We start from the raw sequence: 25874 nt of genomic DNA on the forward strand, positions 1-25874 counted from the left end.
AGAGAGTTTCCAATGCAATTTGATAGTGCAAATAAGCCGTCAGGTATTAATCGAGTAGTTTTAGCTTTTAAAAATTCACAGCGTGCATTTAAATGGCTTGCTAAAAATGAAGCTGCTTTTAAACAAGAGCTTTTTTTACTCGCTTTATCGCTAATTATTATTTCGATTTGGCAGATAGGTATTTACGAAAAGGTCATGCTACTAATCTCTGTTTTATTTGTGATATTCGCAGAGGTTGTTAATACAGCAATAGAAGCAACAATAGACAGAGTTGGCTTAGAGATTCATCCATTGTCAGGTCTCGCTAAAGATTTAGGCTCCGCAGCAGTATTAATTGCGCTATTGATAAGTTCATTCGTCTGGATTTCTGTATTTATAAGCTATATTGGTTATTTTTAAAATTTATCCAATCTCAATGATCGCTTATCGCTCATTTGCGACCGTCGCCTAAACTCGTTTTGGGGCAGAAACGGGTTACGCTTGAATGTCCGCTTCACGCCCTGAGGCACTCAACAAGCTTTTTCTACCACTAAAAGAGGAGAACCTTTCTCTTTTAGTGCTTTTAAATATTTTGATTCATCATAAGCTTTTCCTGTTTTCCAGCACCTAAATAAGATCCTTACCCATTTATAGGCCAACGCTCTTACTGCCGATTGGTGTGAATTACCTTTCGCTTTTTGCTGTGCGTAATAAATGCCCGCCCAATAAGATTGCCCTACGCTTTTGGAAGCCCACTCTATAAAGCTCTGACGGACAAATTTAGAACATTGCCAGCGCCAATGTACCCAGCTTTTTTGACCACTACGCTCTGTAACTGGCGATAAGCCTGCATAGTTTTGTATTTCTTGTGCGCTACTAAAACGAGATTTATCTTCCCCTAAAGTAGCTAAAAGCCTAGGAGCAAGGCAAGGGCCTGTGCCGGGAAGTGAAGTAAATATTGAGGCGTCATCCATACTGGTAAAAATTGAGTTTATTTGTGAGTCATACTCTCGAATATTGTTAATTAATACCAACATCTGTTTAGCCAATGCGATGACAAACGTTTGATAAGGTATAATTAAAGATTCGTCGGGTAATCCCCCCATTTTTAATGGAGGCTGGCAGTAGAATTTCCGTTGTTTAATTTTTCCAGCTTTTGTATTGGTGTTATACCACCTAACCCCATGTTAGGGCGTTCATTATTATAAGTCCATAGCCAATCAGTCGCTATGTCTTGTAACTCACTAATATCACTATAAATATAATGACTCAGCCAGTCGTAACGAACCGTTCGGTTGAAGCGCTCTATATAGGCATTTTGCTGCGGGTTACCGGGTTGAATAAACCGTAATTCGATATCATTATTTAACGCCCATTGCGCTAGTTGCTTGCTAATATATTCAGGGCCATTATCACATCTGATAGCTTTGGGTTTACCACGCCACTCTATAATTTGATTTAACGAGCGGATCACACGTTCAGCAGGCAGTGATAAATCAGCGTCAATAGTCAGCCCTTCACGATTAAAGTCATCAATGACATTAAACAATCGACACGCTCTGCCATCCGCTAATTGGTCATGCATAAAATCCATTGACCAACATTCATTGATGGTTTCTGGTACTGCCAATGGCTCAGGCTTATCTCTATTTAAGCGTTTCCTTGGCTTGATCCGCAAATTTAACTCAAGATCACGGTAAATGCGGTAAACTTGCTTGTGATTCCACTTGTGCTTTTTTACATTACGCAAATATAAAAAACATAATCCAAAACCCCAGCTTCGCTTTGACTCAGTCAAATCGAGTAACAGCTCTGCTATTTTTAGATTTTCATTTCTTAATATCGGTGTATAGCGATAACACGTTTCACTTATCATAAAAGTACGGCAAGCTAAGGCAATACTCATTTTATTTGTGCTAACGACTTCATGTGCCAATACTTTACGCTCAGAAGCCGTTACCACTTTTTTGCCATAGCCTCTTGAATGACCTCAGATTTGAGCCGCTCTTCAGCATACATTTTCTTTAAACGGCGGTTTTCATCTTCAAGCTCTTTCATGCGCGTCATTAAAGACGCATCCTGTAGTGGTACAGTGATTTTGGCCACCCATTAAGAAAGAATTCTTTCAATGCAATCAGTGCTGATACTTCGGTTACAGAGTCATCTTCGATTCAAGTACAAGAGCAACATGATCAAGTTGCATCATTGAATTCTATTCTTGATTTTGAAGAAGCAGCTAAAAATGAGCAAACAACCAGTGAATATGAACGTTGTAGCCCTACAATTTACACTAGATACACTAGTCTTAAATTGGAGCAGACTCGAACTATTGCAAGCTTTACTTATGATGGTGGTAATTGCCGTAGATACGGTTTTGCAATTTTAAGAAACTATGACGGACATGATTTCAAAGTGACTTTGGTTGATAGCAATGGAGATAGAGTTGCTGGCGGATATAGCGTAGCAGTTTCCACTTCTATCTTTAATGCAGGCACTTATTATTGGGAAGTTGAAAATAAAACAACAACTGGATCTACTTATGGTGGAATTACTTATGAAGTAAGATCTGGTGGCTAGTTAAACTTTCTATTAACGACTCAGCCCTATGAGTCGTTAATAGAAAACAATCTAAAATAAAAGCTTAAGTTTTATAAAATTATGTCGATAAAAGAAAACGACATATGAAAAAGGATTTTTATGAAAATCAGCACCAATCTACTACCTACTCTATTTGAAAGTAAAATATCTATTTTTACAAACAGTGATGATGAAAAAATAAAAAGCTTTTCTACTAAAACAAGCGAAAGTGGCTTAAAAATTAATATAAACACAACTCACCTTGATCCTAAAGTTAAAGAAAAAAAAGACAATAATGCTTTTGATTCATCATTAATTGAGGGAAGTGCATATGAAAAAGTATTTAAAAAAGAAGAGCTCAACTTTTCTAATATGAGTATAAAAGAACTTCATAGTATTGTTAAAAATGTGAATGAAATGGAACGAGAATACACACAAAAATACGATAGTGATGAACCAGTTAGATTAGGTAAGTCAGGAAACCCCATAATATCCAAAAAAAGAGAAGATATGAATAGTTTAGAGTCTAAACTTAGGATCCTTTCTTATGGTGGAGGGGATGTAGATCCTGATAAAAAAATTAATGTTATGGAGTATTTTTCTAATAGTTCAGAGAAATTAGATGGACTTGCTAAAGAATATCCTGAACGTCAGACTTATCAAGTAAGAGCCTCTTACATGAAAGAAATAATTAATACGTTTGATAAATTTATATCAGACGATACTTTTGATTTATATCAAGAAAAGGCTGCTTTATTGTTAACCGACAAAAAGAAAGTCGATGTTTTTATTTGAAAAAAGCCTAGAACATAGCAAAACAGCTAACAGCTTATTGAACACCATTTTGGTGGTTTATAACACACCGAAACGGCGTATATTACATACCCTGATAATTTCACCAATAATTACCTTTGTAAACAAGTAATTAAAACAGCTAGGAATTAAGCATGTTATTTTGCCCCAAAACGGCGTTTAATAATGTTATTGGACAAAATTAGATTTCTACTTAAAACACAGGAATAAATTTAACTTTTTCAGTGTCCGGTTATCGCTCAAAGCCGACCTATAGAATAATTGCTTTAACACGTTTTGGGGCAAAAGCTTGTTAGAACAAAAGGCAGACTGCGATAAATAGCATCGAATTATTGTCCTCCGACACTTATATCTATTTTGAACTTCAATTATAGATTGGCAATCACAGCAGTTTTCTGCCGTTGGCACTGTTACTAATCTTTTAAACTGAATTTCAATACCGCATGTTTCACAATACCCGTATTCGCCAGGTTCTTTTTGAAGCCTAAATTTAACTCGTTGCAATGCCTTCAGCTGCAGACCTTTTCTATAACGTGAAATGTATTGTTGCTTACGCTCTTCTTCTAGTGCCGCTCGATCTAAAATATCTGCAAGTACATTGCTTTCAACATTCTTATTTATTGGTTCATTCAGAGCATTCTTAAGCATAGAAATTTCATCATTAACTTGGTTTATTATATGCCCTAATTGGTCTGTTTTTAAAAATTCATGCATTCCTTATATCCTATACTAAACATCAAAAAGGTATTTAAACTGTAAGCGTCTAGCGAACCACACCTAGCATCGATGTTCTGATTATCTAAAAATACCTGCTCAATGATAAATTCGGAGCAGGTGATGAAAACTTACAGAACAAGCGCACAGTGGCAGCAGCTTTTGCTGAAACGCAGTACGTTTAGTGGTACTAATATTGAATTCTGCCAACACCATAATGTCGCTATTACGACTTATTATAAACAACGTGCTTTACTGGCAAAAGACCAGCCTAATTCCACCTTGCCAGTGCACACGCAGTGCCTTACATCATCACGTTTTGTCCAGGTAAAACAAACTACTGAAGTCTGCGCGCAAACTCGTCAAAATACGCTGCAGTTTGATACGCTAACCGGCCAACTCACGTTTCCTATCGATTTAGCGACGGCCGATATCGTTGCCATTATTAAAGGGCTAACGGTATGAGGATGTTCGTTGATGTACCCACCGTCTATTTATGTGCCGATGCCGTTGATTTTCGAAAATCAATTAATGGTCTGGCGGCGTTGGTGGAAGCAGAGCTTGAACTACCCGTGCTCAGTGGTGCGCTATTTGTGTTTTGTAATAAAGGCCGTGACAAACTCAAACTGCTTTACTGGGATAACACCGGTTTTGCACTGTGGTATAAGCGATTAGATAAGCATAAGTTCAAATGGCCCAAACTCATGTCACCCACCATGACCTTAAGCGAGCAGCAATTACACTGGTTATTATCGGGTTATGATGTGATTGGACACAGTAAAATTGATGTCGCAGGTAAGCAAATGCTTTAATATTTGCGATCGATTGATGATCATCAAAGTGAGTTCAGTTAGCACTGCAAAGCCTTTGATGATGCCTTAAAATAGGCGTCATGAAAAATGAACTCGCCCTTAAACAGCGCATTGCTGAACTTGAAAAACTGTTAGCGCAGAAGGATGCCCAGATTGCGGCATTGGAAGAGCGCTGGAGCTTGGCCCAACAAAAACAATTCGGCAAAAGTGCTGAAGGCTTTGCCGGGCAAGGCGAGTTATTCAATGAAGTGGAAGAAATTGTTGAGGAAGTTGAGGCAGAGCAACAATCCATTAGCTATACCCGTAAAAAGCCGGTGCGTAAGCCACTGCCAAAAGACTTACCTCGTGAGCAAGTTATTCACGACATCATCGACAAAACCTGTGATTGCTGTGGCGGTGAGCTACATAAAATGGGTGAAGATAAGTCAGAAAAGCTTGAGTTCATACCCGCTAAAATCAAAGTGATTGAGCATATTAGGCCTAAATACGCCTGCCGTCACTGTGATAAATCCTCAACTCAGACACAGATTAAACAAGCCTCAATGCCTGCCATGCCCATCAACAAAGGCATTGCAACCAGCAGTTTGCTCAGTCAGCTTATCACCAGTAAATACCAATACGGGTTACCGCTGTATCGCCAGGAAGCGATGTTTAAGCAATACGGTATTGAACTCAGTCGACAGACCATGAGCAGCTGGATAGACAAATCAGCCACACTCTTCGCGCCATTAGTTGAACGGCTTAAAGCCGAGCTGTTAAGGCAACCCACGCTGTTTGCCGATGAAACGCCATTAAAGGTGGTGAAATCGGACAAAGTAAACAGTTACATGTGGGTGTATTGCTCGGGTCGAGATTCACCAGACCCGAATAATCCTATCCCTAATATCGTACTTTACGACTTCCACAATAGTCGCGCGGCCGCCTGCGTGGTCAATTATCTTGATGGATATCAAGGGTACTTGCACGTGGATGGCTATCAAGCCTATGCCAGAACAGAGGCAACCTTAATCGGCTGCTGGGCGCATGCTCGTCGTAAATTTATCGACGCGAAAAAGCTACAAGGTAAAAACAAAACCGGCAAAGCGGATGTGGTATTGAGCCTTATCCAAAAACTGTACGGCGTTGAGTCACGCATCAAAGATAAAAGTGTGGATGACAAATATACGGCAAGACAAGAGGTTAGCCTGCCTATTCTTAGCAAGCTAAAAATATGGCTTGAGCAGGATCAGCCAAATTTAGTGGGGAACAGCAAACTGATAGAGGCAGCTAATTACCTGGCAAATCAATGGCACAAGCTCATACGCTATGTTGATGATGGCCGACTTAGCATCGATAATAATAGAGCAGAACGCGCGGTAAAACCGTTTGTGATAGGCCGAAAGAATTGGTTATTTAGCCAAACGGCTAACGGTGCCCATGCTAGTGCCACCCTTTACAGCATTGTGGAAACCGCCAAGATAAATGGTCTAATCCCATTTAATTACATCTGTGCTTGCCTTGATGAACTGTGCCAGCCTGAGCCCGATATCGACAGCTTGTTACCCTGGAATTTTAAAACATAGGTGTAGTTCGCTAGACGCTCACGTTATATCTTTGCATGTACGCAACATATTTTTGGTGTTAGGGGTTATATCTTTGCATGTACGCAACATATTTTTGGTGTTGAGAGCTTGTACCTTTGTATGTACATAACATATTCTTGGTGTTTTATTTATTTGTAGGGCTATATTCGTCGTATTTTATGGGAAGTTATTAAAAATAGGTCTACATTACATATTTTTGGTGTTATTGAGAGCACATACCAAAAATATGTAATATGCTTTTTAATATGGAATATCTAAATTATCTATAGTCAGTTTATTCGCAATATCTATTTCTTCTTTGCTGGATGCTTGTTCTGCGCGGTTATTACGCCTTTCAATCAAGGTTGTAGCTATTTTATTAGATAGCTTCTCATTACCAGTGTAATTGTATGCAGAAAGTAACAGTTTAAGTTCTGCAGTTGATAATTTTTTACCATTGCCTTCAGACTTTAATTGCTGCCTTTTAAGCTCTAGCTTTTTAATAGTTGTAATAGCATCGCGTTCATTAAATTCCTCAATATTGCCTTTTGTTATCCAACTCATAAGGAATTTGATAGCTATATACATTCTAATAACATTTACACTTCATAAGCTCAAGTGCTGAATAAATACACCAGCCCATATTAAAGTTGCGATGATAACGCTCACCATCACAGCCAAAGAGCCTAAGTCTTTCGCTAAACCTGACAGCGGATGAATTTCCGCGCCAATTCTATCGACTACTGCCTCAATAGCGGTATTGAAGATTTCTGCCAACAATACGAATAATAAAGCGCACCAAAGAAACACGTACTCAAAAAGTGAAAATGGAAAGAATAAACAGCCCACAACGAGAAGAACTGACAGCCAGAATTCTTGTTTAAACGCTGCTTCATTTGCTATCAGCCATTTAAACGCTCTGAGTGAATGCCCCGCTGCTAGGTATATTCGTTTTATTCCCGTCGGCTTTTGCTTAGTACCCATTGATTGGCTCCTGTTGGCTATTCTTAGCATTAGGTTTGGAATTAGGAAAGTGTAAGGTACGAAACACTACCGCGGCTATCAAACAAATGATTAACCATGACAACGTCATCGTTGTTAGTGTGTGACTTAAAAAATGGTCACCTATCGCCATCTTATAACTCCCCATAATCCAGCCAGTAGAAACAGCAAACGCTATCGCAATACATTGGTATTTCGGACGATAAAACAAAAAGAATAATGACATTAAGGCAAAACCACCGCTGGCATGACCCGCAGGAAAGCACTTGTACTTTTTAGTTGACTCAAACGATTCAGGCATTAATTCAAACGCCTTAACATAAGGGACATCGCCGCCATATAGTTCAAGCTGCGCAGGACAAGCACCATTGGTTGTTGCTTTTAAACCGCCGATGACTGACGGCACTAACATCAAAGAGAAAATAACCACTAATAATCGCTTTTGAAAGTGCTTAGAGTACTTGCGTCTACAAGCGATAACGTAAAAAGCAATGAGCGACAGTGCCAACAAAATAATGCTGTATTTAGGCAACAAGTAAAAAATAAAACGATAAGGCTCTTCATATTTATCAATTAACCACGTTTGGTTGGATGCATTGAATAACAAATTTTGAAGCCAAATATCGCTATTTGTTGTTTCAAATAAAAAAGCAATAAGCGTTAATGCATACATTGAATAAAGCAGGTGTTTACTCAAGTTCAAAACAATTCTCCATTTGCAAGGTGTTCCCTACTACCACTTCTATGGTCGAGTGGTGAATACCGTATTGAGCTGCGAGCAAATCTTTAATTGGCTTAAGATCTTGGAATTGTTCCATCGTTTTTAAGTTAACACTGGTTTCTAAATACACTTCGCTATCATCTAATTGCCACACATGAATGTGTCTTACTTTTTCAACATTCTCCATTGATTCGATATCCTTACAAATCTTATCGATATCGATATCAACGGGGACCGCTTGCATTAAAATACGAATACTTTGCTTAGCTAAAATAATACCGTGGTACACCACATAAACCGAGATAAGTATGGTTGCCAATAAATCGACAACATACCATTGATATAAAATGATCAAACTACCCGCAACAATGACAACGACAGAAGCAAAGGCATCAGATAAATTATGAATAAATGCCGCTCTGAGATTCAAGTTATTCTTCGCGCCTGCTTGATAAGTCAACCACGCGGTTATGGAATCAATCACTAAGGCTATTGTCGCAATCCAAACAACAATCCAACCATCAATAGGTTGAGGGTTAAAGTACTTCTCAACTGCGGCATAAATGAGATATATACCAAGAATAATAAGGGTAGTACTGTTGATTAATGCCCCGATAATTTCAGCCCGTTTAAAACCAAAAGTCATTTGGCTATTAGCGGGTTTTCTTGCAATTTTTCTCGCAACAATCGCAATAACGATAGCGCCTGCATCACTGAGGTTATGAAGCGCATCAGCAATCAAGGATAAACTACCTGATAAAACCCCGCCGATAACTTGGGCCACAGTAAGTAAAATATTGATAAATACTGCCATGCTTAATTTTCCGTCATGGTTATGTGCATGGCTGTGCGTATGGTTATTATTTGACATTTACTCTTCCTCTTGCATAACAAATAGTGGTGATGGCGCTTTTTCAGGCAATGACATATCTGTGCTGATATTTAACGCATGTAGTAAAGAAAAAGAAAAAGCATCGTGAGAACTTTCTTTTTTACTTTGTTTGACCGTACTTTCCATATCAACGTGTGATGAAGAGCCGAACCAAGCAATTAAAGGTACATGAGTCTGTTCTTCAGGCGCCAGCATGTAAGGCATACCATGTAAGTAGAGTCCGTTCTTACCTAACGATTCACCATGATCGCCAATATAAAACATGGCAGTTTCAAAGTTGGTATTGTTCTCTTCTAATAAATTAATGGTTTCATTGATAAAGTAATCGGTATAGAGAATGGCATTATCATACGCATTAACAATTTCGCTAGTTTCACAGGCGGAGAGTTCGCTTGTTTGACAGGCAGGAGTGAACTTCTCAAAGTCTTTGGGGTATCGTTTGTAATATGCCGGGCCGTGGTTGCCCATTTGATGAAGCACTATGAGTACACTACCTTCTTGATCATCAATATACCCCTGTAAACCGTCTAACATACCAATGTCACGACACTCTATATCGCACACTGAATTTAGCTCAGGTGATTTGAAATTTTGGTATTCGACACGATCTGCGACGCCTTTTGAACTAGAGTTATTGTCTCGCCAAAGGACACTTACCCCGGCTTTGGAAATAACATCTAATACGTTTTGTGTTCGCCGTGCTTTTTTATTATCAAATGACTCTCGGTTATCGAATGAAAACATACAAGGGACCGAAATCGCGGTTGATGTGCCACAAGCATAGAATTTATCAAAACTAATTAAATCATCTCTTTGAGCTAATAATGGTGTAGTTTCTCGTTTATAGCCATTTATAGAAAGATTACCCGCATGGACAGTTTCACCGACAATGACAATGTAGAGTTTTTTATGCGACTCTTTATCAATATCATTGGCAGAGTTTACTACCATTAAAAATTCGTTATTTTCTTGCTGTTCAAGCACGTCCTTGAGGAAAAATCCCGTAGAGTAAATGGGATAGATAGGATTTAAGTAAAATCTTAATGGCTTGTGTTCTCTAAAGAAATTAGTGAATTGAGCACTAAAAATATAAAGTGAAACAGTAATTACACCAAGTGCCATGATGGTATTACTTATTTGTAGCCAACAGTTTTTTGTCCATGACGATTTATCTATTTTGACCATAAAAAGGCAAGCTATAGGTACTATGGCTAACAACAAAACAGTTAAAAAATACTCAAATGACAGTAAGTCAGTTGCTTCATCGATATTCGTTTCAGCAATGTTTTGAATCATTACATTATCAATGATGGTGCCAAAGCTATCGGTATAATAACCAGCCATGGCAGATAAGAGTAAAAGACTGCTCAGTACTATTCGAACGGGAATGATAATACTGAAAAATGACACAATAATGGTTAATACACTCATTACCACAAGAGTCAGCGCGATAATAAAACCTTGATTATCTTGCCACGGGTATACCGAATTAACTTGTTCAAAAAATGTAGAATTGCCCGTCACTATAATAAATAGCACGGTGGCGATAATAAGGAGGTTTGGCGAATAATTGAAAAACGACAGCTTTTTCATCATTATTCCCTAAATTTAGGATGCAAAAATTCGAAGCTAATAAAAGCCTACTATTGAATCTCTGCATCGAGTGAAAATGACTGGCTAAGCCCTGCTTTTGACAAGAGCTTAGCTAGTAGCGATTTATAGTGCTATCAAATTAGTTACTTACTTTATTAATTTGTAAGTTAATGAGTAAGTCACTAAGTTATCTAGCGCGTTAGTCTCTAAGATCTTTGATTTTGGCTTTTGAGAACCAAGCATATAAAACCGGTAACACAAACAAGGTGAGTAACGTTGCAGTAACCAAACCGCCAACAATAACACTCGCCAGTGGTCGTTGAATTTCAGCGCCAACTCCATTGGACATCAGCATTGGAATTAAACCTAACGCAGAAGTAATGGCGGTCATTAATACTGGACGTAAACGAGATACTGCCCCATCAAAAACAGCTTTTGAGGTGTCTATACCATCTTTTACCAGCTGGTTAATGCTTTCTACCATGACTACACCATTAAGCACGGCGACACCAAACAAAGTGATAAAGCCGACTGAACTTGGCACTGACAAGTATTGACCTGAAATATACAGTGAGAAAATACCACCTATAACGGCCAAGGGTACATTCACTAAAATAAGCATCGCTTGACCAACAGAGCCAAAGGCGAAATAAAGTAGCAAGGCAATTAGTGCCAATGATAGAGGCACTACCACTGATAGTCGCTGCTGCGCACGTTGTTGGTTTTCAAATTGACCACCAATCACTACAGAATAACCTGCAGGTAAATCTACTTTGCTATCAATAACTGCACGAATGTCGCTAACAACACTTCCCATGTCTCGACCTTGAACATTGGCTTGAATTACCACGCGTCGCTGTACATCATCACGTCGCACTTGTGGTGGGCCAGATTCAAAACTGACGGTAGCAATATCGCCTAAACGTACCCAAGCACCCGTAGGTGATTGTATTCTCAGATCTGCAATAGCTTCTTGGTTATCACGGTATTTTTCTTCAATGCGAACATAAATATCATAACGTTCATTACCATTGATTATTTGGCCAGCGCTAACGCCACCGATACCGTTTTTAACCACTTCCATGACATCGCCAACTGACAAACCAAAACGTGACAATTGCTGTCTTTTCGGTTTAATCACTAACTGTGCTTCACCAGCGATTTGCTCTAAGGCTACATCTCTTGCGCCATCAATTTGTTTGATTGCCGCTTCAATTTCTTGACCTTTGCTCGCCAACATATCTAATTCTGGTCCAAACAATTTAATGGCAAGTTGCGCTTTAACTCCTGACAGTAATTCATCTACACGAGTCGCTATGGGCTGTGAAAAGTTAAGTAATAACCCTGGGAATTGCTCAAGTTTCTCTTCCATTAAACCTTGTAATTCAACGCGATTTTTGGCACTTGTCCATTCTGAAACAGGTTTTAAGCCAATGTAAATTTCGATGTTATTAACTGGTTCAGGATCACCGCCGATTTCAGCACGTCCAATTCGACTTAGGGTATATTCAACTTCGGGGAACTCCATTAACTTTTCTTCAAGAATTGGAGCAACCGACAAGGCTGTTTCTAAACTTGCTGATGGCGCTAATGTTGCTCTTAGGTTAATGGTACCCTCTTCTAATTCTGGTACAAATTCAGTCCCTATTTGAGGTATTAAAGATGCTGCACCCACAAGTAACAATAATGAAGCAATAATAACTACTTTCGTGTGTTTCATCGCGGCTTTGAGGCCTTTTCGATAAAGCTTATCTAATGGTTTTAAGACAAAACTTTCTCTTTCTTTAACGCCTTTATTAAACATAAAGGTTGCTAAGGCTGGAACCACAAACAGTGCCACTAAAATAGCCGAAATAACCGCTAAAATAATACTGATAGCCATCGGCTGGAACAATTTAGCTTCCACTCCTTCAAAGCTAAATAACGGTGTAAATACCACTAAAATAATAGAGGCAGCAAAAAATACCGGGCGTGCAACTTCTTTTCCTGCTTCTTTTAATCGTAGAGGAATGCCTTCTTTATCATGTTCTACATCGTGGGGATCAGCATCTGTGCCTAACGTTCTCGCTTGCGCATTTTTGTAATGTGTTGAATCAGGTCTATTAAGGTGTTTGAACATGTTTTCAACCATCACAACAGAGCCATCAACCAACATACCAATAGCAACAGCGATACCACCTAACGACATTAAGTTTGCCGATAAACCTATCCAAGACATCACCATTAAGGCGATAGCGATTGAAATAGGAATTGAAATTAACACTAAAAAGGTTGCGCGTAAGTTCATTAAAAACAGAGCAAGTACGATAGCGATAAATATAAATGCCAGCGCTAATGCTTGCACTACAGTATCAACTGCTTTAGTAATTAAATCTGCCTGATCGTAGAAAGGTTCAAAACGTACGCCTTCAGGTAGTGCTTGGTTGATCATTGGAATACGTGCACTTATACCGTCGATTGTCGCTTTAGTATTTGCGCCCATACGTTTCAATACGATACCTGAAACCACTTCACCTAAGTTTTCAATGTTACCCTGTGCATCTCTGCGCGTCATAGTAACTGCGCCTTGGCGTATTTCACTACCCAGCGAAACCTTGGCTACATCTTCGATAGTCACCACAGTACCATCAACCGTTTTAACCGGTACTTGTCTAATATCAGCTAAACCTGCTTCGCCACTATTAAACCAACCTGTGCCACGAATAACTAATTGCTCTTGTCCACGGTTCATGTACCAACCGCCAACATTGGCATTGTTGTTATCGAGTGCAGTAACAATATCGTCTTGCGTTAACTCATATGATAATAATTTACTTGGCTCAATGTTGACTTGATACTGTCTGACGTTGCCGCCAAAAGATAAGACGTCGGTAACACCATCTACCGGCATAACCAATAACTTTACTATCCAATCGTTCAAGCTCCTTAAGGTCATAGAATCATAACCAGAATCTTTATCTGCAATTAACAAATACTGAAAAACTTGACCCAAACCTGAGGTGTTAGGTCCCATTGCTGGTGTGCCCACGCCTTGCGGAATTAACTCTTTTGCCGCTTGTAAACGCTCAAATACTAACTGGCGAGCAAAGTAGATGTCTGTGCCTTCTTTAAAGACAACAGTAACACCCGATAAACCCGTTTTTGAAATAGAGCGTACTTGCTCTACATCAGGCAACGCATACATTACTGCTTCAATGGGATAGGTTATTAACTGCTCTACTTCTTCAGCGGCTAAGCCCGGTGCTTCAGTATTAACCGCTACCTGAACATTGGTTACATCAGGAAAAGCATCTAAATTTAGTTTTGGGATCACCATAACAGAGCCTGCCATAGTAGCAATTAGGGCGATAATTACTAAGAGTCGATTATTGATCGACCAATCAATCATTTTATTAAACATAATCTTATTCCCCTAGTGGCCGTGCGGATCAAATCCGCCTTTTGCTATTTCTGACGCAACAAAAAAGGCACCTTTTGTTACCAAACGGGTATTAGGCTCAATACCGATAATTTGACGGTAATTGCCTAATGGCTGACCTAATTCAACTTCAACGGCTTTAAATTCACCAGAATGGTCTTCAACAAATACCGTCCAATCACCATCGGCACCACGCATTAATGCTGTTTCTGGTACTGCCATTACAGGGCTTTGCGTATCAAACTGAAAATTTACATTAACAAACATGCCTGAATGCAAACTGTCATCAGTATTTTCAACCGACAGTCTAACGATTCGGGTACGCGTACTTGGATCAATGGTATGTGCTTCTTGAATGACCTTGGCAACATGCACTTGCCCGGCAAACTCAACTTTTGCAATGGTGCCAATAGGAAGACTTAATTTTTTATTTGGCGAAACACGCGCTTCAACCCATAAGTCTTTTTCATCAGCCAATACCATGATTTTTTCACCGGCAGGCACACGTTGTCCTTGAGAGAAATCATCACTTAAAACCACACCAGAGCGCTGAGCGACTAAGGTATATTCACCAAGATTTGATGAGTTGTTTTTTACAATATCTTTAATGGCTGCTTTGGTTAAACCAAAGGCAGTTAATCGACCATAAGCTGAAATGTAATCTGTTTCACTGGCTAATAGGCGGCTTTCACTGACGGTGCCAAGGCCCAATTTTTTAGTTCGTTGCCACTCACTGTAAGCAACACGATATTGTGCTTGTGCTTCGGCCATTGATTCACTAAATAAGGTAACTAAAGACTGACCCTTAGTCACATGTTCACCTAAAATAGCATGACGACTGATCACTACCGATTCAGTACGTGAAGAGACAATGTAACTGGTATAACCGTTCCCTTTTATTTCTCCTGGTGCATAGATACTTTTAGCAAAAATTGCCGGCTTTAAGTTAGTCACTTTGATATTGGCGAGTGCCATTTTTTCTGGACTAAAACTTATGCCTTCTTCATGTTCTTCTTCAGCTGTTTCTTTACTCGCTGTTTCACTACCATGGTCATGACCGTCATCAGATTTCTCCTCCGCAGCATGGTCGTCTTTGCTTTCATCACTACCATGTTCATGACCACTTTCGTCATGCACTTCTTCACTTTCAGAGTCATGATCATGGTCAGTTTTTAATACGATGGATTGCTCTACTGCTGGCGTTTTTTCTAGAGCGGCATCGTTATATGATAATGCCGTAGTTGACACGACAGCTAAGCCAGTAAATAAACTACTTAGGGTAATGAGTTTTATTTTTTTCACTATTTTATGAGATGTTTTATCAGTTATTTTATTTTTCATTTTTAATTCCAAATTCTGTAACAATTCACGCTCATCAAGCCGCGTAAAGTGATATAATAGGTTTAGTTTAATAGCTTAGTTGCCGCATTTAATTGGCCTACATCGAGTAGCCATTGCACTTCGCTTATTTTGAACTGGGCTTGTAATTCAATGCCCGCGTATAAACCTTCCGCTCTTTGTTGTAATGCCAATAAATAATCCGAGGTATTTAAATCACCTACTTGCCATTGTTTTTGCAATAACTGCGCGCTGTGTTCGCCGCGTCCTTGCATTAACTGTTGCCAACGGCCAAGGTATTTTTTATTAGAGATTAGTGAGGCAGTACTTGCCTGTATCAAATACTTTTGCTTACGCATTACTGAACGAAAATTTGCTTCTGCGGCGATAGCTTGTTGGTTTTGTGCTTTGGCATTAGCTTGGTAATCATTACGAATATTTAACGGCATAGAAAAAGTAACTCCGACAACATTATCGACATCATTTTTTCCGGCACTAATTCCAATGGTAGGATCGGCTTTGGTTTCAAGCATGGCATATTGAGCTTTACTTTTTTGCATTTGCCACAGTGCTTGAGAGGCTAATACTTGCGGGTGCTGCGTTAACCACTGCTCAGCTACTTGAAAGTTTGTAACGCCTAAGCCCTGCTCTGGATATGCTTGTGTATCAGGACGCCAATCAGGCAACAACTCATTAACCTTGGCTTGAGCTTGTGTTAACTGTGCTTGTATTTGGGCCGTTTTATTAAGCATTTGCGACAAATTCAAGAAAGTTAACTCAGCATCAACCTGACCAAGATCGCCAGCTTTCTGCCTTTTAGTTACAATTTTAAGCAAGGTTTCTAACTGTTGCTCTTGTTCAAAAGCAAGTGACGACTTATCCATGGCAAGTTGCCAATTAATAAGTGCTTTTAAGGCTTGTGCTTTTTTCTGCTCTATCGCATAAGTGAATTGTTTACTGGCCGCCGTTAATATTTTATCGCCGATAGCAGCATTAACAGCCTGCTTATCCCACAAGTCAATCGTTTGGCTAATACCAATATTGTAATTATTTCCGTCACCTTCACGCTCGTAACCTGTCGATAGTTCTGGGTTGTAAAGTGGTAACTTACTGCCCTGTGCTTTGGAAAATTCAGCATTCATGAGTTCACGTGCTGAGACAATATCAGGGTGTTTATTGATTTGCCGATCGAGCCAGTCACTCGATAGCGTTGGCTTAGCAAAAGCGAAGCTACTAACAGATAAACTTGCTGAAAAGCCGATAAATAATGCGATTCCAGCAGATTTTGCTGAGAAAAATTTCATAATAATCTCTTAATTTAATAATAAAATGCCGCAACTAAACCAACTAGGCTACATTAAGCGCTAGTTAAGAATAAATTTGTTACGAATATAGCTTTAAAACTAAATTAAACGATTGGGGGGCGTATAGGTTCTTCAGTGAATATTTTATCTACATGATCAGCATAAAAATATTGATTTGTAATAATAAGTTTAGGGGTCTGTAGTGTAGATTTATTACTGGCAACCCACTGTGTGTGAGTGCCTTGACAGTGACCACAATGATGGCAATCTTTAATATTATGTTCAGTGTCAGATGATTCATCGAAAAGTTCAATATCATCACTATCATGGGAATGTTCTGTTTGAATATGTAGAGAGTCAATCTGATGACTTTCATTTGAATTAGCCACAGAAGCAAACGACTGCAATGCAATCGATAGTACTACTAACAAACTAATCCAAGTATTTTTCATTTTTACTCTAACATCAAAATTTTAAAAAACATTGTAGTCAAGAAACCCACTCAAGTCAATCAAATTAAGTAGTTTATACAGGACAATCCACGGCAAGATCATTATAAATTGAACTTCTAGAACAAGTAGCGATCAGATCAAGGCATTATAATCACCTTGGTCACTTAATATGAGCGCTACTTTTCTGAAACACTTTGATTCAATTACCGATCCTCGCATTGAACGCTGTAAAAAGCATGAACTTATCGATATTCTCCTCTTAGCCATTAGTGCTGTACTCTCCGGCGCAGAAGGATGGGAGGATATTGAAGATTTTGGGCATCTAAAACTTGATTGGTTAAAAAAATATGGCGCTTTCAAAGAGGGTATCCCAAGACACGACACCATTGCCCGTGTCATTTGTCGGTTAAAATCAGATGAAATAGAGCATTCATTTCAATCTTGGATATCATCACTTATTGAAACCACTGGTGCTGATATCATTGCCATTGATGGAAAAACAGCACGTCGTTCATTTACAACCAAAGATAGAAAAAGTGCCTTACATACCGTCAGCGCATGGAGCTGCCAACACCAATTAGGGGTTTTGCGCCCATCCCCTCGAAATTAACCTTAGTCTAAATTTTTAAGCTTTTTTCTAACTCTAATTACCGTACTTCGACTAACTCCAACTGCTTCAGCCGTTTTATTAATACTAAATCCAGCTTCAGTAAACGAGGCAATCCTATCATGAGCCTCTAAATCAGGCTGACGACCGTGATAAAGTCCCTTTTGCTGTGCTTTTACAATACCTTCTTTTTGCTTACGTTCACGTTCTCGATATTCTTTATATGCACTGGCCGCTAATATTTCTAACAGCATATTATTAATAGCACTAAGTATTGATCTCATAAAATCATCACTTGGAAAACTGCCAAATGTTAAATGACTGGTTGGTAGATCTAAACTAACAACACTAATTCCTTTTTCATTTATTGAGGCTACAAGAGTTTTCCAATCATCAGGGCTTAGCCTTGTTAAACGATCGATTGATTCAACTAACAAAACATCACCGGACTCTGATTCATCCAATAAACGAATTAGCTCTGGTCTATCTAAAGAATTACCAGATTTATTTTCTATATAAAAAGAAGCAATTCGTTTGCTGAAGCCAGAAACGAATTTTTTTAATGAGCTTTTTGCTCTATTTGCATCTTGCTCAGAAGTTGATGCTCGTAAATATGCTCTTATGAACATTTTTGCCTAATTAGGTCTATTTAGATGGTGTCATATCATATAGGTTTATTTAAGTGGTGTCATTACGTAATTGCCTGTGATATATTAACAGTATCTTTAGGGTGTACTCATGTAGAACTGCATGTAATAACACTAATTTGGACTTTGATAATGAAAAAGGATAAACCATACATTGTTGTGGTTTAATATTGTTGTAACAACGGTAACTTTACTTATTTAATAGAAGAAAAAACAAAATCAATTAGCGATGTTTAAACTGGTATTCATTGATGGTCACTTTAATTAGATATAAAGTAAGTAAACAAAAAGTCAGTAAGGTAATTGATAACGTGTCTAAACGAACCATAAGTATGTTGGCTAAAGAACTGAGTGTAAATGTCGAAACAATTCGCTTTTATGAACGCAAAGGCTTAATTAAACAACCACCAAAGCCTATGCAGGGCTATAGACATTACCCGAAAGAAACGGTAAATAGAATACATTTTATCAAGCGTTCTCAAGAATTAGGTTTTACGCTAAATGAGATTGAAGGGTTACTTGCGTTAAACGATAGCCCATGTAGTAAAGTACAAGAATTAGCTAATAAAAAACTGATCGCAGTACAAAAAAAGATGGCTGACTTGTTGTTGTTAGAACACGCTTTGGAAGAACATTTAGGACAATGCCAAAATAATGATGACGATAGCCACTGCCCAATAATTGATTCGTTGCAACCGAAGTAAATGATTCACTTAACTACCATTTCCCACTAAAACAGCATATCCAATTTTACTTCTGCGCCTTAATTCAAGTTAGCTTATTCCCCGTATCTGTCGTAGCAGATTATCAAAGATAAATTTTTTATAAATCACCCTTGACTCCGTACTTAGGTACATGCAATACACTTGCATTATCACTTAATGAGGTATCTATATGAATCAAAAAGAATCAAACCTTCCAATGATAGGAGGCATCATAGCAGCATTAGGCGCAGGCGTATGCTGTGTAGGTCCTTTGCTCCTGTTATTACTTGGGGTAAGTGGCTCATGGATTGGTAATTTAACTGCATTTGAACCCTATAGGCCATTATTTATCGCATTTGTAGTGTTGTTGTTTGGTTACTCAGGTTGGAAAATTTACCGTCCTGTAGAAGAGTGTGAGCCGGGAACGGCCTGTGCAATTCCTAAGAAACAGCAACAACGAAAAGTCATTTTCTGGCTGAGCGCTATAGTTGCGACAATTTTAGTGACCAGTAATTATTGGATACTTTTGTTTGCTTAATATACAGATCAAGAAATTTATAACATTTTAAAATTTGGAGCTAATTATGAAAAAATTATTATTAACCGCACTGCTTTCACTTTCTAGTTTTGGTGCTTTTGCTGAAGTAAAAACAGTTACACTGGAAGTGCCAACGATGAACTGTGCGACATGTCCAATCACAGTTAAAAAGTCATTAGAAAATGTTGATGGCGTTGAAAATGCGAAAGTTACCTACAAGCCTAAGCTAGCTGTTGTTTCTTTTGATGACACTAAAACCAACATCAATGCATTAATTGCAGCGACTACCAACGCTGGCTACCCTTCAAATTTAAAAAGTGAAAATAAGTAATGTTTAGCCCCTTAGAACTAGTTACGCGTATCGGAGATAAAGCAGGCTCTATAGGTGCACTTGTTTCGGCAATGGGATGCGCCATGTGTTTTCCCGCGATAGCTAGTCTTGGTGCGGCAATTGGGATGGGATTTCTTAGTCAGTGGGAAGGGGTATTTATCAATACGTTGTTACCACTGTTTGCAGTATTAGCGCTGGCAATGAATATCTTAGGCTGGTTTAGCCATCGTCAATGGCACCGTAGTTTTATCGGTTCAATTGGCCCCATTTTGGTTTTACTCTCTTTATACCCTTGGTTCCAGTACGGGTGGAGTTCATACGTTACTTATACGGGGCTAGGACTAATGGTTGCTGTATCAATTTGGGACATGGTTTCTCCTGCGAATAAACGCTGTGATGATGAAACTTGTACCGCTTAACTTTTTAAGAGGAATAAAATATGTCAACGAATAGTTGTTGCTCGTCAAATGACATCCAGCCAGAACAATTACATGTAGCCATTATTGGTAGTGGTTCAGGGGCCTTTGCCAGTGCGATTAAAGCAGCAGAAGGCGGAGCAAGAGTTACTATCATTGAAGGAGCCGATGTAATCGGAGGTTGCTGTGTAAATGTCGGCTGTGTTCCTTCAAAAATATTGATCCGTGCTGCGCAATTAGCGCATCAGCAACGTACTAACCCGTTTGATGGTTTAGAAAATATTCAGCCACAACTTAGCCGCTCCTTATTAGCACATCAGCAAAACGCTCGCGTCGAAGAACTACGCGATGCTAAATATCAACGTATTTTAGAGAGTAATCCCGCGCTATCTTTACTTAAAGGTTATGCACGTTTTAAAAATCAAAATACCTTGCTAGTTCACAAGTCTGATGGTAGTGAAGAAGAGCTGGTTGCAGATCGCATTTTAATTGCAACAGGCTCTACACCAAGCATTCCGCCAATTAAGGGTTTAGTTGATACACCTTATTGGACATCAACAGAAGCCTTATTTGCAGAAGAGTTACCGAGTAGTCTAGTTGTCATCGGCTCCTCCGTTGTTGCTCTGGAAATTGCGCAAGCTTATGCCCGTTTAGGTAGCCGTGTGACAATTCTAGCCAGACATACCCTTTTATATGCTGAAGATCCGTTATTAGGTGAAAAACTGGCAGAGTGCTTTGAAAAAGAAGGTATTAGGGTACTTAATAATACGCAAGCAAGTCATGTTTCTTATGATAGCAATGGTTTTTCATTGGAAACTAACGAAGGAACATTAATCGCTGAAAAATTGCTTATCTCTACGGGTCGCCATGCAAATACTGGAAAGCTTGGTTTAGAAAATGTTGGTGTTGAAACAGATAAAAGTGGTGCCATTGTTGTTAATAGTATGATGGAAACATCAACAGCTAACATTTATGCCGCTGGAGATTGCTCCAATATGCCACAATTTGTTTATGTTGCTGCTGCTGCCGGAAGTAGGGCTGGAATTAATATGACAGGTGGAAATGCGCAACTCGACTTATCTACCATGCCTGCTGTTATATTCACCGACCCACAAGTTGCTACGGTAGGTCTAACCGAAGTACAAGCTTCAGCGGTAGGAATAAATACGATAAGTCGTGTACTTGATATGGAAAACGTACCAAGAGCTTTAGCAAATTTTGAAACGGATGGTTTTATCAAGTTGGTAGCTGAAGAATCCACGGGAAAACTGATAGGCGCACAAATTTTAGCCCATGAAGGCGGAGAACTGATTCAAAGTGCGGCTCTTGCTATTCATAATAAAATGACAGTCGAAGAATTGGCAGGTCAACTATTTCCGTATTTGACGATGGTTGAAGGATTGAAGTTATGCGCTCAAACCTTTAGCAAAGACGTTAAAGAGCTATCTTGCTGCGCAGGGTAATCATTTAACGGTAATGTACTTACAGAAATGTTAATGGAGTGCCAATTGATTGAATGTAATCAAGATATCTTAAGGCATTCCATTAACAACACAAATTGGAAGCATGCTAAATCATGATTAAATCTAAGGTTGAAAACATTCCTGTTGGTGAAGTCAGTTTTTTGACAGAGATACCTGACATCAATAAGTTCATTAGTAGTGATGATGATGCGTTGGATTTTCCTTTGAGTATTTCTCAACTGGCACTAGCTGCACAAACATCTGTCCATACGGTAAGAAATTATGTTCTTGAGAACTTAGTACACTGCGAAGAAAAAACTAAGTCAGGCCATTCACTTTACGGCTTATGTGCATTAAAGAGATTAAAGTTCATTCGAGCAGCAAGGGCGGCAGGTCTTCTTGTAGTTGATATCAAGCCATTACTAATGGCAATAGATGCAGGAGAAAGAAAAGTTCCTGAAGACATCCAAAAGCTGCTACTTACTAAAATCGAGCATAGAAAAGTATTTTTAAATCTAGTAACAAACCAAATTGAAGAGTTTTGCAATTAGAACAATTATAGAACAGTTCATGGCTCGACTAAAAACTTGTTAGCTTATCTGTTTTCTATCAATGTTAGCTTGTATATATCAAGCATATAGAATATCAACACCTCCAATTTTTAATGGCACTTTGATGCGCAGTACCTTTTGAATTAGAAATACAAACAGATGGCATTCTTTAACTTATTGATTCTACATCACTAAGTAAACCAGCTAAGTCGATTTCTTTGCGGTCTTTATTAAAGGCATATTCCCCATTTAGATTAATGTGTTGCCAAGCAACAGGTGAAAGCCGAGAAATAACATCAACCACATCTTGCCTACCGTTCCTCTCTTGGATTTGTAAAAATGCCGATAGTAACGCGGAATTATAATAAATAATGCAATTTGAAATGAGTCGAGCACAATCGTTCCATTGTGATACTTGGTAATCATTCCCCCCACGAAATTTATTGCCATTAACTGAAGTAATAGCACGTTTTAACTGATGGTATGCTTCACCTCTGTTCAAGGCTTGCTGGACGTAATGACGCAACGTTGAATTATCAACATACTCCAAAACATAAATAGATTTAATTAAACGGTCGTACTCATGCAATGCTGACAATCTTCGGCTCTTGCCGTTACTCAACTTTCTAATGATTGTGCTTTGAGTGGTGGTTTTACGACTCAATGAACAAACAATATGCTGAATATTGTCCCATTCTTCAGCAATTAGCTTATGATTAATATCTTTCTTTAATTGAATACGGCCTCCGTTCTCTTCAGTCACTTCAAATAGCTCAAAAAACACCTTTTTCATTTTCGCGTATCGAGGGGCGAATGTGTAACCAAAGAAATCTAATATAGCGAAGTTAACATTATTGGTACCATGCGTATCGGTCGATAAGGTATTAGGCTGTATATCTGAAGAGTTGTTATAGAGTAAGTCAAAAGCAAAGTGACCTTCATATTCGTTAGCGCCAATGACTTGCGTACTCACCGGAACATGATTAGAAACCAATGTTAATGCTGAAACACCTTTACCTTTGGAGAAGTACTTAGACGAATACCGAGCCTTAAACGTATTTATGCGACACTCAAATTTTTGACCATCAATGCTTGAAAACAACTGATTATCGTCCACATGGTAATAGGCAAATATTGGCAACGTGGCTATAGCATTAGAAACCTGATCATTAGACGTTTTGAGTGTTTCATATCTGACATAACTATCATCTACACTGCGTAATTTACCCATTGAACGGTCAGAGATATTCGCCATTTTATATAGGCCGTAATTGGTGCCGTTTGCCAATATACAGGCGATCAGATCTTCTTTATTTACTGGTGATTTTTCTTTAGTTGCTGATATGTGTGTAAATGAATTTAAGTAACCTGTCTTTTGATCAACAAACAACATGAGTTCAACGATACCCATGTGTTGAATTTGATTGTAGAGCGGGTTTTCAATTGTTTGTTGCCAACGGCTGTTAGGAATTGACCACTTGAGTTCGGCTTTGCCAGGAATAAACTCAACATACTTATTATCACCACTAAAGATATGCTCGCTTGCTTCCTTCAGCTTAACTTCTAATTGTTGGCTCTTATCTGCGAGTGTTTGGTTAATCGGTGTTGCCAGCTTATCAAGGCCAGTGTTTTCAATGATTGTCTCTTTTTGCTGCCATTCTTTAGGTTGTATAAGATCTGACGTTAAACTACGGTTATTAACGCTTTCTTTCACCGTTAAGCTATTACTGTGAAATAATTGTTCGGCTTTACGATAAAGGAAATACTCAAATCGATTAGCAATTAATTTGGTATTTTCTCCCTCTAAATACTCTCGGTCATGTTTAGGTACCACATCGATGTTAATGGTTTGGATAGCCTTTAATTCACTAAGTTCAGAATGTGCCATAACATACTGCTCATGGAGTTCATCCTTTAAATGAATGAACTCAATATCGATAGACATAAATAATGAGCGGATAAGTTTTTTAATTTTACTGGATTGTTTATCAATAAATTGCCATTCGTACTGACGGCCATCAAAGTCGTTATTATCTAAGTGATCACTTAACAGTTTAATACTGTCAGCAGGGATCAATTCAAAGGCTTTTTTACGTACATCACCAAAGCTTAAATCATCGTCCATATCGGTATCGATGAAGTACTTTAATAAACTACCAGCGGATTTTAATTTGGTTCTTACAATGGTTACATCTTCAACAATACGCTGCTTTGCATAGCCTTTAGCTGATTCGGTTAACTTCCTTACCAAGTAAATAAATGCAGCAACAAGATTGTCGTTAGTCTCTCGGTACCTGAAGAACAAGTAACAAACGAGATATAAAATAGTTTGGCTATCTGCGTGTTTTCTAAGCTTATAAACGGACTTGTGCTTTACCAGTGAAGCATAGTATTCAAGATTTTTAGGTGATAGCTCCAGTTCAGCAATCAGTGACTTAATTTCTGGATAAAGCGAGCGTATAATTTTATGCGTCTTCAGCTCTTGGGTGATTTGGCTCGTTGAAAAGTCCTTAGCCATTTTCTTTAACTTGGCTAAGTCAGTAAAGGTATTATTTGACTCAAGTAATTTAAGTAATGTTTTTCTGGTACCTGAAGACAAACTATCAAGCAGCACCATTTCAATTCGGTTACGCTCATTTGATAATACCGTAGAAATAGTGTCTTGCAGCGTTGTATAACCAGCTAGCGCTATTCTGTTTTGACCAAAATAAGCAATACATTCATCAAAAACATACCTTGGTTCAAGGTTGATTTTTACAACATCGTTAAGCCTTTTTAATAGCGGCTCTTTATCTAACTTGCTTTGGTATGCTGTAAACCCTGTATATTTTAATAACTTATTAATCAGCTTAGTTTTTGTTGTTGGTGATAAATCCTCAAGAGACATATCTTTATCGCTGAAATACTTGGATCTTACATAATCTAAATCATTACTGACTTGAGTAAATGAGAAATTAAATACTATTGGCCGTGACCTAAAGTAACCAAGCAGTAAGATAAAATACACTCTGGTTTCAATACGTCTTAATTCGTTGACGAGCCTTTGAGTTTCACTATCTAACGAAAAATAATCATCACGATCTTTACGGTTAAAATTGGGTAAGGCATAGAGTTCGTTGATTTCTGATTCGCTGAGAATTTGTATACGCTTGGTGTTTGATGAAGAAATAGTGGTAAGCCTTTCTTGTTATTTTTAATCAGCATACCTTAATCAATGAGGTTAATGTTTACCAGTCAACTGCTTAACATTACCATAAAGCCGATTTAAGCGACTAAAGTGGTAAACTTTTCATAAGATAGTTTACCACTGTGTATTATTACTTAAGAATACTAATGCCGATTTCGAGGGGATGGGCTAAATAATACAAACTGTGTTATTCAAGGGGTGAAGTCCAATGGTACGAAAAGTTACTCTAAGCGTGAAAATTCAAGCTAAGGTT

24 protein-coding genes and 3 pseudogenes are annotated in these 25874 nt (G+C 38.5%); 13 read left to right on the top strand and 14 right to left on the bottom strand.

Annotation, left to right across the window (positions count from 1 at the left end; all coding sequences use genetic code 11):
• The first annotated feature begins 12 nt into the window (after positions 1 to 12).
• Positions 13 to 399, top strand: a complete 387-nt coding sequence (locus PNIG_RS09755) for a diacylglycerol kinase (protein WP_024599461.1) — start codon at positions 13 to 15, stop codon at positions 397 to 399.
• A gap of 110 nt (positions 400 to 509) precedes the next feature.
• Here PNIG_RS09755 and PNIG_RS09760 read toward each other — a convergent pair.
• Positions 510 to 938 (bottom strand): annotated as a pseudogene (locus PNIG_RS09760) (transposase); the annotation flags it as partial.
• 149 nt (positions 939 to 1087) lie between these two features.
• Positions 1088 to 2058: pseudogene (locus PNIG_RS09765) on the bottom strand (IS3 family transposase); the annotation flags it as partial.
• A gap of 126 nt (positions 2059 to 2184) precedes the next feature.
• Here PNIG_RS09765 and PNIG_RS09770 point away from each other — a divergent pair.
• Positions 2185 to 2556 (top strand): hypothetical protein, encoded by a 372-nt coding sequence (locus tag PNIG_RS09770; RefSeq protein WP_024599458.1) that lies wholly within the window; start codon positions 2185 to 2187, stop codon positions 2554 to 2556.
• Positions 2557 to 2676: 120 nt separating this feature from the next.
• Positions 2677 to 3351 carry a hypothetical protein gene (locus PNIG_RS09775; RefSeq protein ID WP_013463096.1) on the top strand — a complete coding sequence of 225 codons (675 nt, stop codon included), beginning with the start codon at positions 2677 to 2679 and terminating at the stop codon, positions 3349 to 3351.
• Positions 3352 to 3558: 207 nt separating this feature from the next.
• Here PNIG_RS09775 and PNIG_RS09780 read toward each other — a convergent pair whose 3' ends face one another.
• Positions 3559 to 4083, bottom strand: coding sequence for a TraR/DksA family transcriptional regulator (locus PNIG_RS09780; protein ID WP_089368378.1), 525 nt, complete (start codon positions 4081 to 4083; stop codon positions 3559 to 3561).
• A gap of 123 nt (positions 4084 to 4206) precedes the next feature.
• Between PNIG_RS09780 and PNIG_RS09785 the strand changes: the two genes are divergently transcribed.
• From PNIG_RS09785 to tnpC, 3 genes are all read left to right on the top strand, one after another.
• On the top strand, positions 4207 to 4548 hold the full coding sequence (locus tag PNIG_RS09785) for a hypothetical protein (protein ID WP_008467385.1): 342 nt from the start codon (positions 4207 to 4209) through the stop codon (positions 4546 to 4548).
• Positions 4545 to 4895, top strand: coding sequence for an IS66 family insertion sequence element accessory protein TnpB (gene tnpB / locus PNIG_RS09790; RefSeq protein WP_010554756.1), 351 nt, complete (start codon positions 4545 to 4547; stop codon positions 4893 to 4895). The genes PNIG_RS09785 and tnpB overlap by 4 nt, the downstream gene beginning before the upstream one ends.
• Positions 4896 to 4975: 80 nt before the next feature.
• Positions 4976 to 6457, top strand: coding sequence for an IS66 family transposase (gene tnpC, locus PNIG_RS09795; protein ID WP_002963282.1), 1482 nt, complete (start codon positions 4976 to 4978; stop codon positions 6455 to 6457).
• Between the two features lie 261 nt (positions 6458 to 6718).
• Here the strand turns inward: tnpC and PNIG_RS09800 are convergent, their stop codons facing one another.
• The 9 genes from PNIG_RS09800 to PNIG_RS09840 form a co-directional block, all read right to left on the bottom strand.
• Entirely contained in the window at positions 6719 to 7021 is a 303-nt protein-coding gene (locus PNIG_RS09800) for a hypothetical protein (protein ID WP_008467353.1), read from the bottom strand.
• A gap of 42 nt (positions 7022 to 7063) precedes the next feature.
• Complete coding sequence (locus tag PNIG_RS09805) at positions 7064 to 7441, bottom strand: diacylglycerol kinase (RefSeq protein ID WP_008467350.1); 378 nt, start codon at positions 7439 to 7441, stop codon at positions 7064 to 7066.
• Positions 7431 to 8162 (bottom strand): phosphatase PAP2 family protein, encoded by a 732-nt coding sequence (locus tag PNIG_RS09810; RefSeq protein WP_002962876.1) that lies wholly within the window; start codon positions 8160 to 8162, stop codon positions 7431 to 7433. Before PNIG_RS09810 ends, PNIG_RS09805 begins: the two co-directional genes overlap by 11 nt.
• Positions 8149 to 9051 (bottom strand): cation diffusion facilitator family transporter, encoded by a 903-nt coding sequence (locus tag PNIG_RS09815; protein ID WP_002962881.1) that lies wholly within the window; start codon positions 9049 to 9051, stop codon positions 8149 to 8151. Before PNIG_RS09815 ends, PNIG_RS09810 begins: the two co-directional genes overlap by 14 nt.
• Positions 9052 to 10668 (bottom strand): phosphoethanolamine transferase, encoded by a 1617-nt coding sequence (locus PNIG_RS09820; protein WP_229816631.1) that lies wholly within the window; start codon positions 10666 to 10668, stop codon positions 9052 to 9054.
• A 196-nt stretch (positions 10669 to 10864) separates the two neighbouring features.
• The gene (locus tag PNIG_RS09825; protein WP_076920499.1) at positions 10865 to 14065 is read right to left on the bottom strand and encodes an efflux RND transporter permease subunit; all 3201 of its coding nucleotides are present in this window, start codon (positions 14063 to 14065) and stop codon (positions 10865 to 10867) included.
• A gap of 12 nt (positions 14066 to 14077) precedes the next feature.
• A complete protein-coding gene (locus PNIG_RS09830; protein ID WP_089368379.1) occupies positions 14078 to 15424 on the bottom strand; it encodes an efflux RND transporter periplasmic adaptor subunit in 1347 nt (448 codons plus the stop codon).
• A 62-nt stretch (positions 15425 to 15486) separates the two neighbouring features.
• The gene (locus tag PNIG_RS09835; protein WP_024603421.1) at positions 15487 to 16725 is read right to left on the bottom strand and encodes a TolC family protein; all 1239 of its coding nucleotides are present in this window, start codon (positions 16723 to 16725) and stop codon (positions 15487 to 15489) included.
• Between the two features lie 104 nt (positions 16726 to 16829).
• Positions 16830 to 17177 carry a hypothetical protein gene (locus PNIG_RS09840; RefSeq protein ID WP_010554760.1) on the bottom strand — a complete coding sequence of 116 codons (348 nt, stop codon included), beginning with the start codon at positions 17175 to 17177 and terminating at the stop codon, positions 16830 to 16832.
• A 169-nt stretch (positions 17178 to 17346) separates the two neighbouring features.
• Between PNIG_RS09840 and PNIG_RS09845 the strand changes: the two are divergent.
• Positions 17347 to 17757, top strand: a pseudogene (locus PNIG_RS09845) (ISAs1 family transposase); the annotation flags it as partial.
• Between the two features lie 32 nt (positions 17758 to 17789).
• Here PNIG_RS09845 and PNIG_RS09850 read toward each other — a convergent pair.
• Positions 17790 to 18413 carry a recombinase family protein gene (locus PNIG_RS09850; RefSeq protein ID WP_008467336.1) on the bottom strand — a complete coding sequence of 208 codons (624 nt, stop codon included), beginning with the start codon at positions 18411 to 18413 and terminating at the stop codon, positions 17790 to 17792.
• A gap of 350 nt (positions 18414 to 18763) precedes the next feature.
• Between PNIG_RS09850 and merR the strand changes: the two genes are divergently transcribed.
• From merR to PNIG_RS09880, 6 genes are all read left to right on the top strand, one after another.
• Entirely contained in the window at positions 18764 to 19135 is a 372-nt protein-coding gene (merR, locus tag PNIG_RS09855) for an Hg(II)-responsive transcriptional regulator (RefSeq protein ID WP_033011277.1), read from the top strand.
• A gap of 190 nt (positions 19136 to 19325) precedes the next feature.
• Positions 19326 to 19673, top strand: a complete 348-nt coding sequence (locus tag PNIG_RS09860; RefSeq protein WP_016899520.1) for a mercuric transporter MerT family protein — start codon at positions 19326 to 19328, stop codon at positions 19671 to 19673.
• Between the two features lie 46 nt (positions 19674 to 19719).
• Positions 19720 to 20004, top strand: a complete 285-nt coding sequence (gene merP, locus PNIG_RS09865) for a mercury resistance system periplasmic binding protein MerP (RefSeq protein WP_008110847.1) — start codon at positions 19720 to 19722, stop codon at positions 20002 to 20004.
• Positions 20004 to 20423 (top strand): organomercurial transporter MerC, encoded by a 420-nt coding sequence (gene merC / locus PNIG_RS09870; protein ID WP_008467331.1) that lies wholly within the window; start codon positions 20004 to 20006, stop codon positions 20421 to 20423. The genes merP and merC overlap by 1 nt, the downstream gene beginning before the upstream one ends.
• Before the next feature lie 20 nt (positions 20424 to 20443).
• Positions 20444 to 21883: a mercury(II) reductase gene (gene merA / locus PNIG_RS09875; protein ID WP_008467329.1), complete on the top strand. Its 1440-nt coding sequence runs from the start codon at positions 20444 to 20446 to the stop codon at positions 21881 to 21883.
• A gap of 113 nt (positions 21884 to 21996) precedes the next feature.
• Complete coding sequence (locus tag PNIG_RS09880; RefSeq protein ID WP_008110853.1) at positions 21997 to 22434, top strand: MerR family transcriptional regulator; 438 nt, start codon at positions 21997 to 21999, stop codon at positions 22432 to 22434.
• Between the two features lie 169 nt (positions 22435 to 22603).
• On the opposite strand, the gene PNIG_RS09885 is transcribed toward PNIG_RS09880, so the two are convergent.
• The gene (locus tag PNIG_RS09885) at positions 22604 to 25603 is read right to left on the bottom strand and encodes a Tn3 family transposase (RefSeq protein ID WP_076915769.1); all 3000 of its coding nucleotides are present in this window, start codon (positions 25601 to 25603) and stop codon (positions 22604 to 22606) included.
• Positions 25604 to 25874 lie beyond the last annotated feature (271 nt).

Source organism: Pseudoalteromonas nigrifaciens (assembly GCF_002221505.1).
Taxonomy (GTDB): domain Bacteria; phylum Pseudomonadota; class Gammaproteobacteria; order Enterobacterales; family Alteromonadaceae; genus Pseudoalteromonas; species Pseudoalteromonas nigrifaciens.

Coding starts and splice junctions, on each gene's coding strand:
- PNIG_RS09880 (WP_008110853.1), top strand. CDS start 21,997: ATGATTAAATCTAAGGTTGAAAACATTCCTGTTGGTGAAGTCAGTTTT.
- tnpC (WP_002963282.1), top strand. CDS start 4,976: ATGAAAAATGAACTCGCCCTTAAACAGCGCATTGCTGAACTTGAAAAA.
- PNIG_RS09755 (WP_024599461.1), top strand. CDS start 13: ATGCAATTTGATAGTGCAAATAAGCCGTCAGGTATTAATCGAGTAGTT.
- PNIG_RS09825 (WP_076920499.1), bottom strand. CDS start 14,065: ATGTTTAATAAAATGATTGATTGGTCGATCAATAATCGACTCTTAGTA.
- PNIG_RS09800 (WP_008467353.1), bottom strand. CDS start 7,021: ATGAGTTGGATAACAAAAGGCAATATTGAGGAATTTAATGAACGCGAT.
- PNIG_RS09780 (WP_089368378.1), bottom strand. CDS start 4,083: ATGCATGAATTTTTAAAAACAGACCAATTAGGGCATATAATAAACCAA.
- tnpB (WP_010554756.1), top strand. CDS start 4,545: ATGAGGATGTTCGTTGATGTACCCACCGTCTATTTATGTGCCGATGCC.
- merR (WP_033011277.1), top strand. CDS start 18,764: ATGTTGGCTAAAGAACTGAGTGTAAATGTCGAAACAATTCGCTTTTAT.
- PNIG_RS09835 (WP_024603421.1), bottom strand. CDS start 16,725: ATGAAATTTTTCTCAGCAAAATCTGCTGGAATCGCATTATTTATCGGC.
- PNIG_RS09850 (WP_008467336.1), bottom strand. CDS start 18,413: ATGTTCATAAGAGCATATTTACGAGCATCAACTTCTGAGCAAGATGCA.
- PNIG_RS09820 (WP_229816631.1), bottom strand. CDS start 10,668: ATGATGAAAAAGCTGTCGTTTTTCAATTATTCGCCAAACCTCCTTATT.
- PNIG_RS09775 (WP_013463096.1), top strand. CDS start 2,677: ATGAAAATCAGCACCAATCTACTACCTACTCTATTTGAAAGTAAAATA.
- PNIG_RS09860 (WP_016899520.1), top strand. CDS start 19,326: ATGAATCAAAAAGAATCAAACCTTCCAATGATAGGAGGCATCATAGCA.
- merC (WP_008467331.1), top strand. CDS start 20,004: ATGTTTAGCCCCTTAGAACTAGTTACGCGTATCGGAGATAAAGCAGGC.
- PNIG_RS09785 (WP_008467385.1), top strand. CDS start 4,207: ATGAAAACTTACAGAACAAGCGCACAGTGGCAGCAGCTTTTGCTGAAA.
- PNIG_RS09830 (WP_089368379.1), bottom strand. CDS start 15,424: ATGAAAAATAAAATAACTGATAAAACATCTCATAAAATAGTGAAAAAA.
- PNIG_RS09815 (WP_002962881.1), bottom strand. CDS start 9,051: ATGTCAAATAATAACCATACGCACAGCCATGCACATAACCATGACGGA.
- merA (WP_008467329.1), top strand. CDS start 20,444: ATGTCAACGAATAGTTGTTGCTCGTCAAATGACATCCAGCCAGAACAA.
- PNIG_RS09805 (WP_008467350.1), bottom strand. CDS start 7,441: ATGGGTACTAAGCAAAAGCCGACGGGAATAAAACGAATATACCTAGCA.
- PNIG_RS09840 (WP_010554760.1), bottom strand. CDS start 17,177: ATGAAAAATACTTGGATTAGTTTGTTAGTAGTACTATCGATTGCATTG.
- merP (WP_008110847.1), top strand. CDS start 19,720: ATGAAAAAATTATTATTAACCGCACTGCTTTCACTTTCTAGTTTTGGT.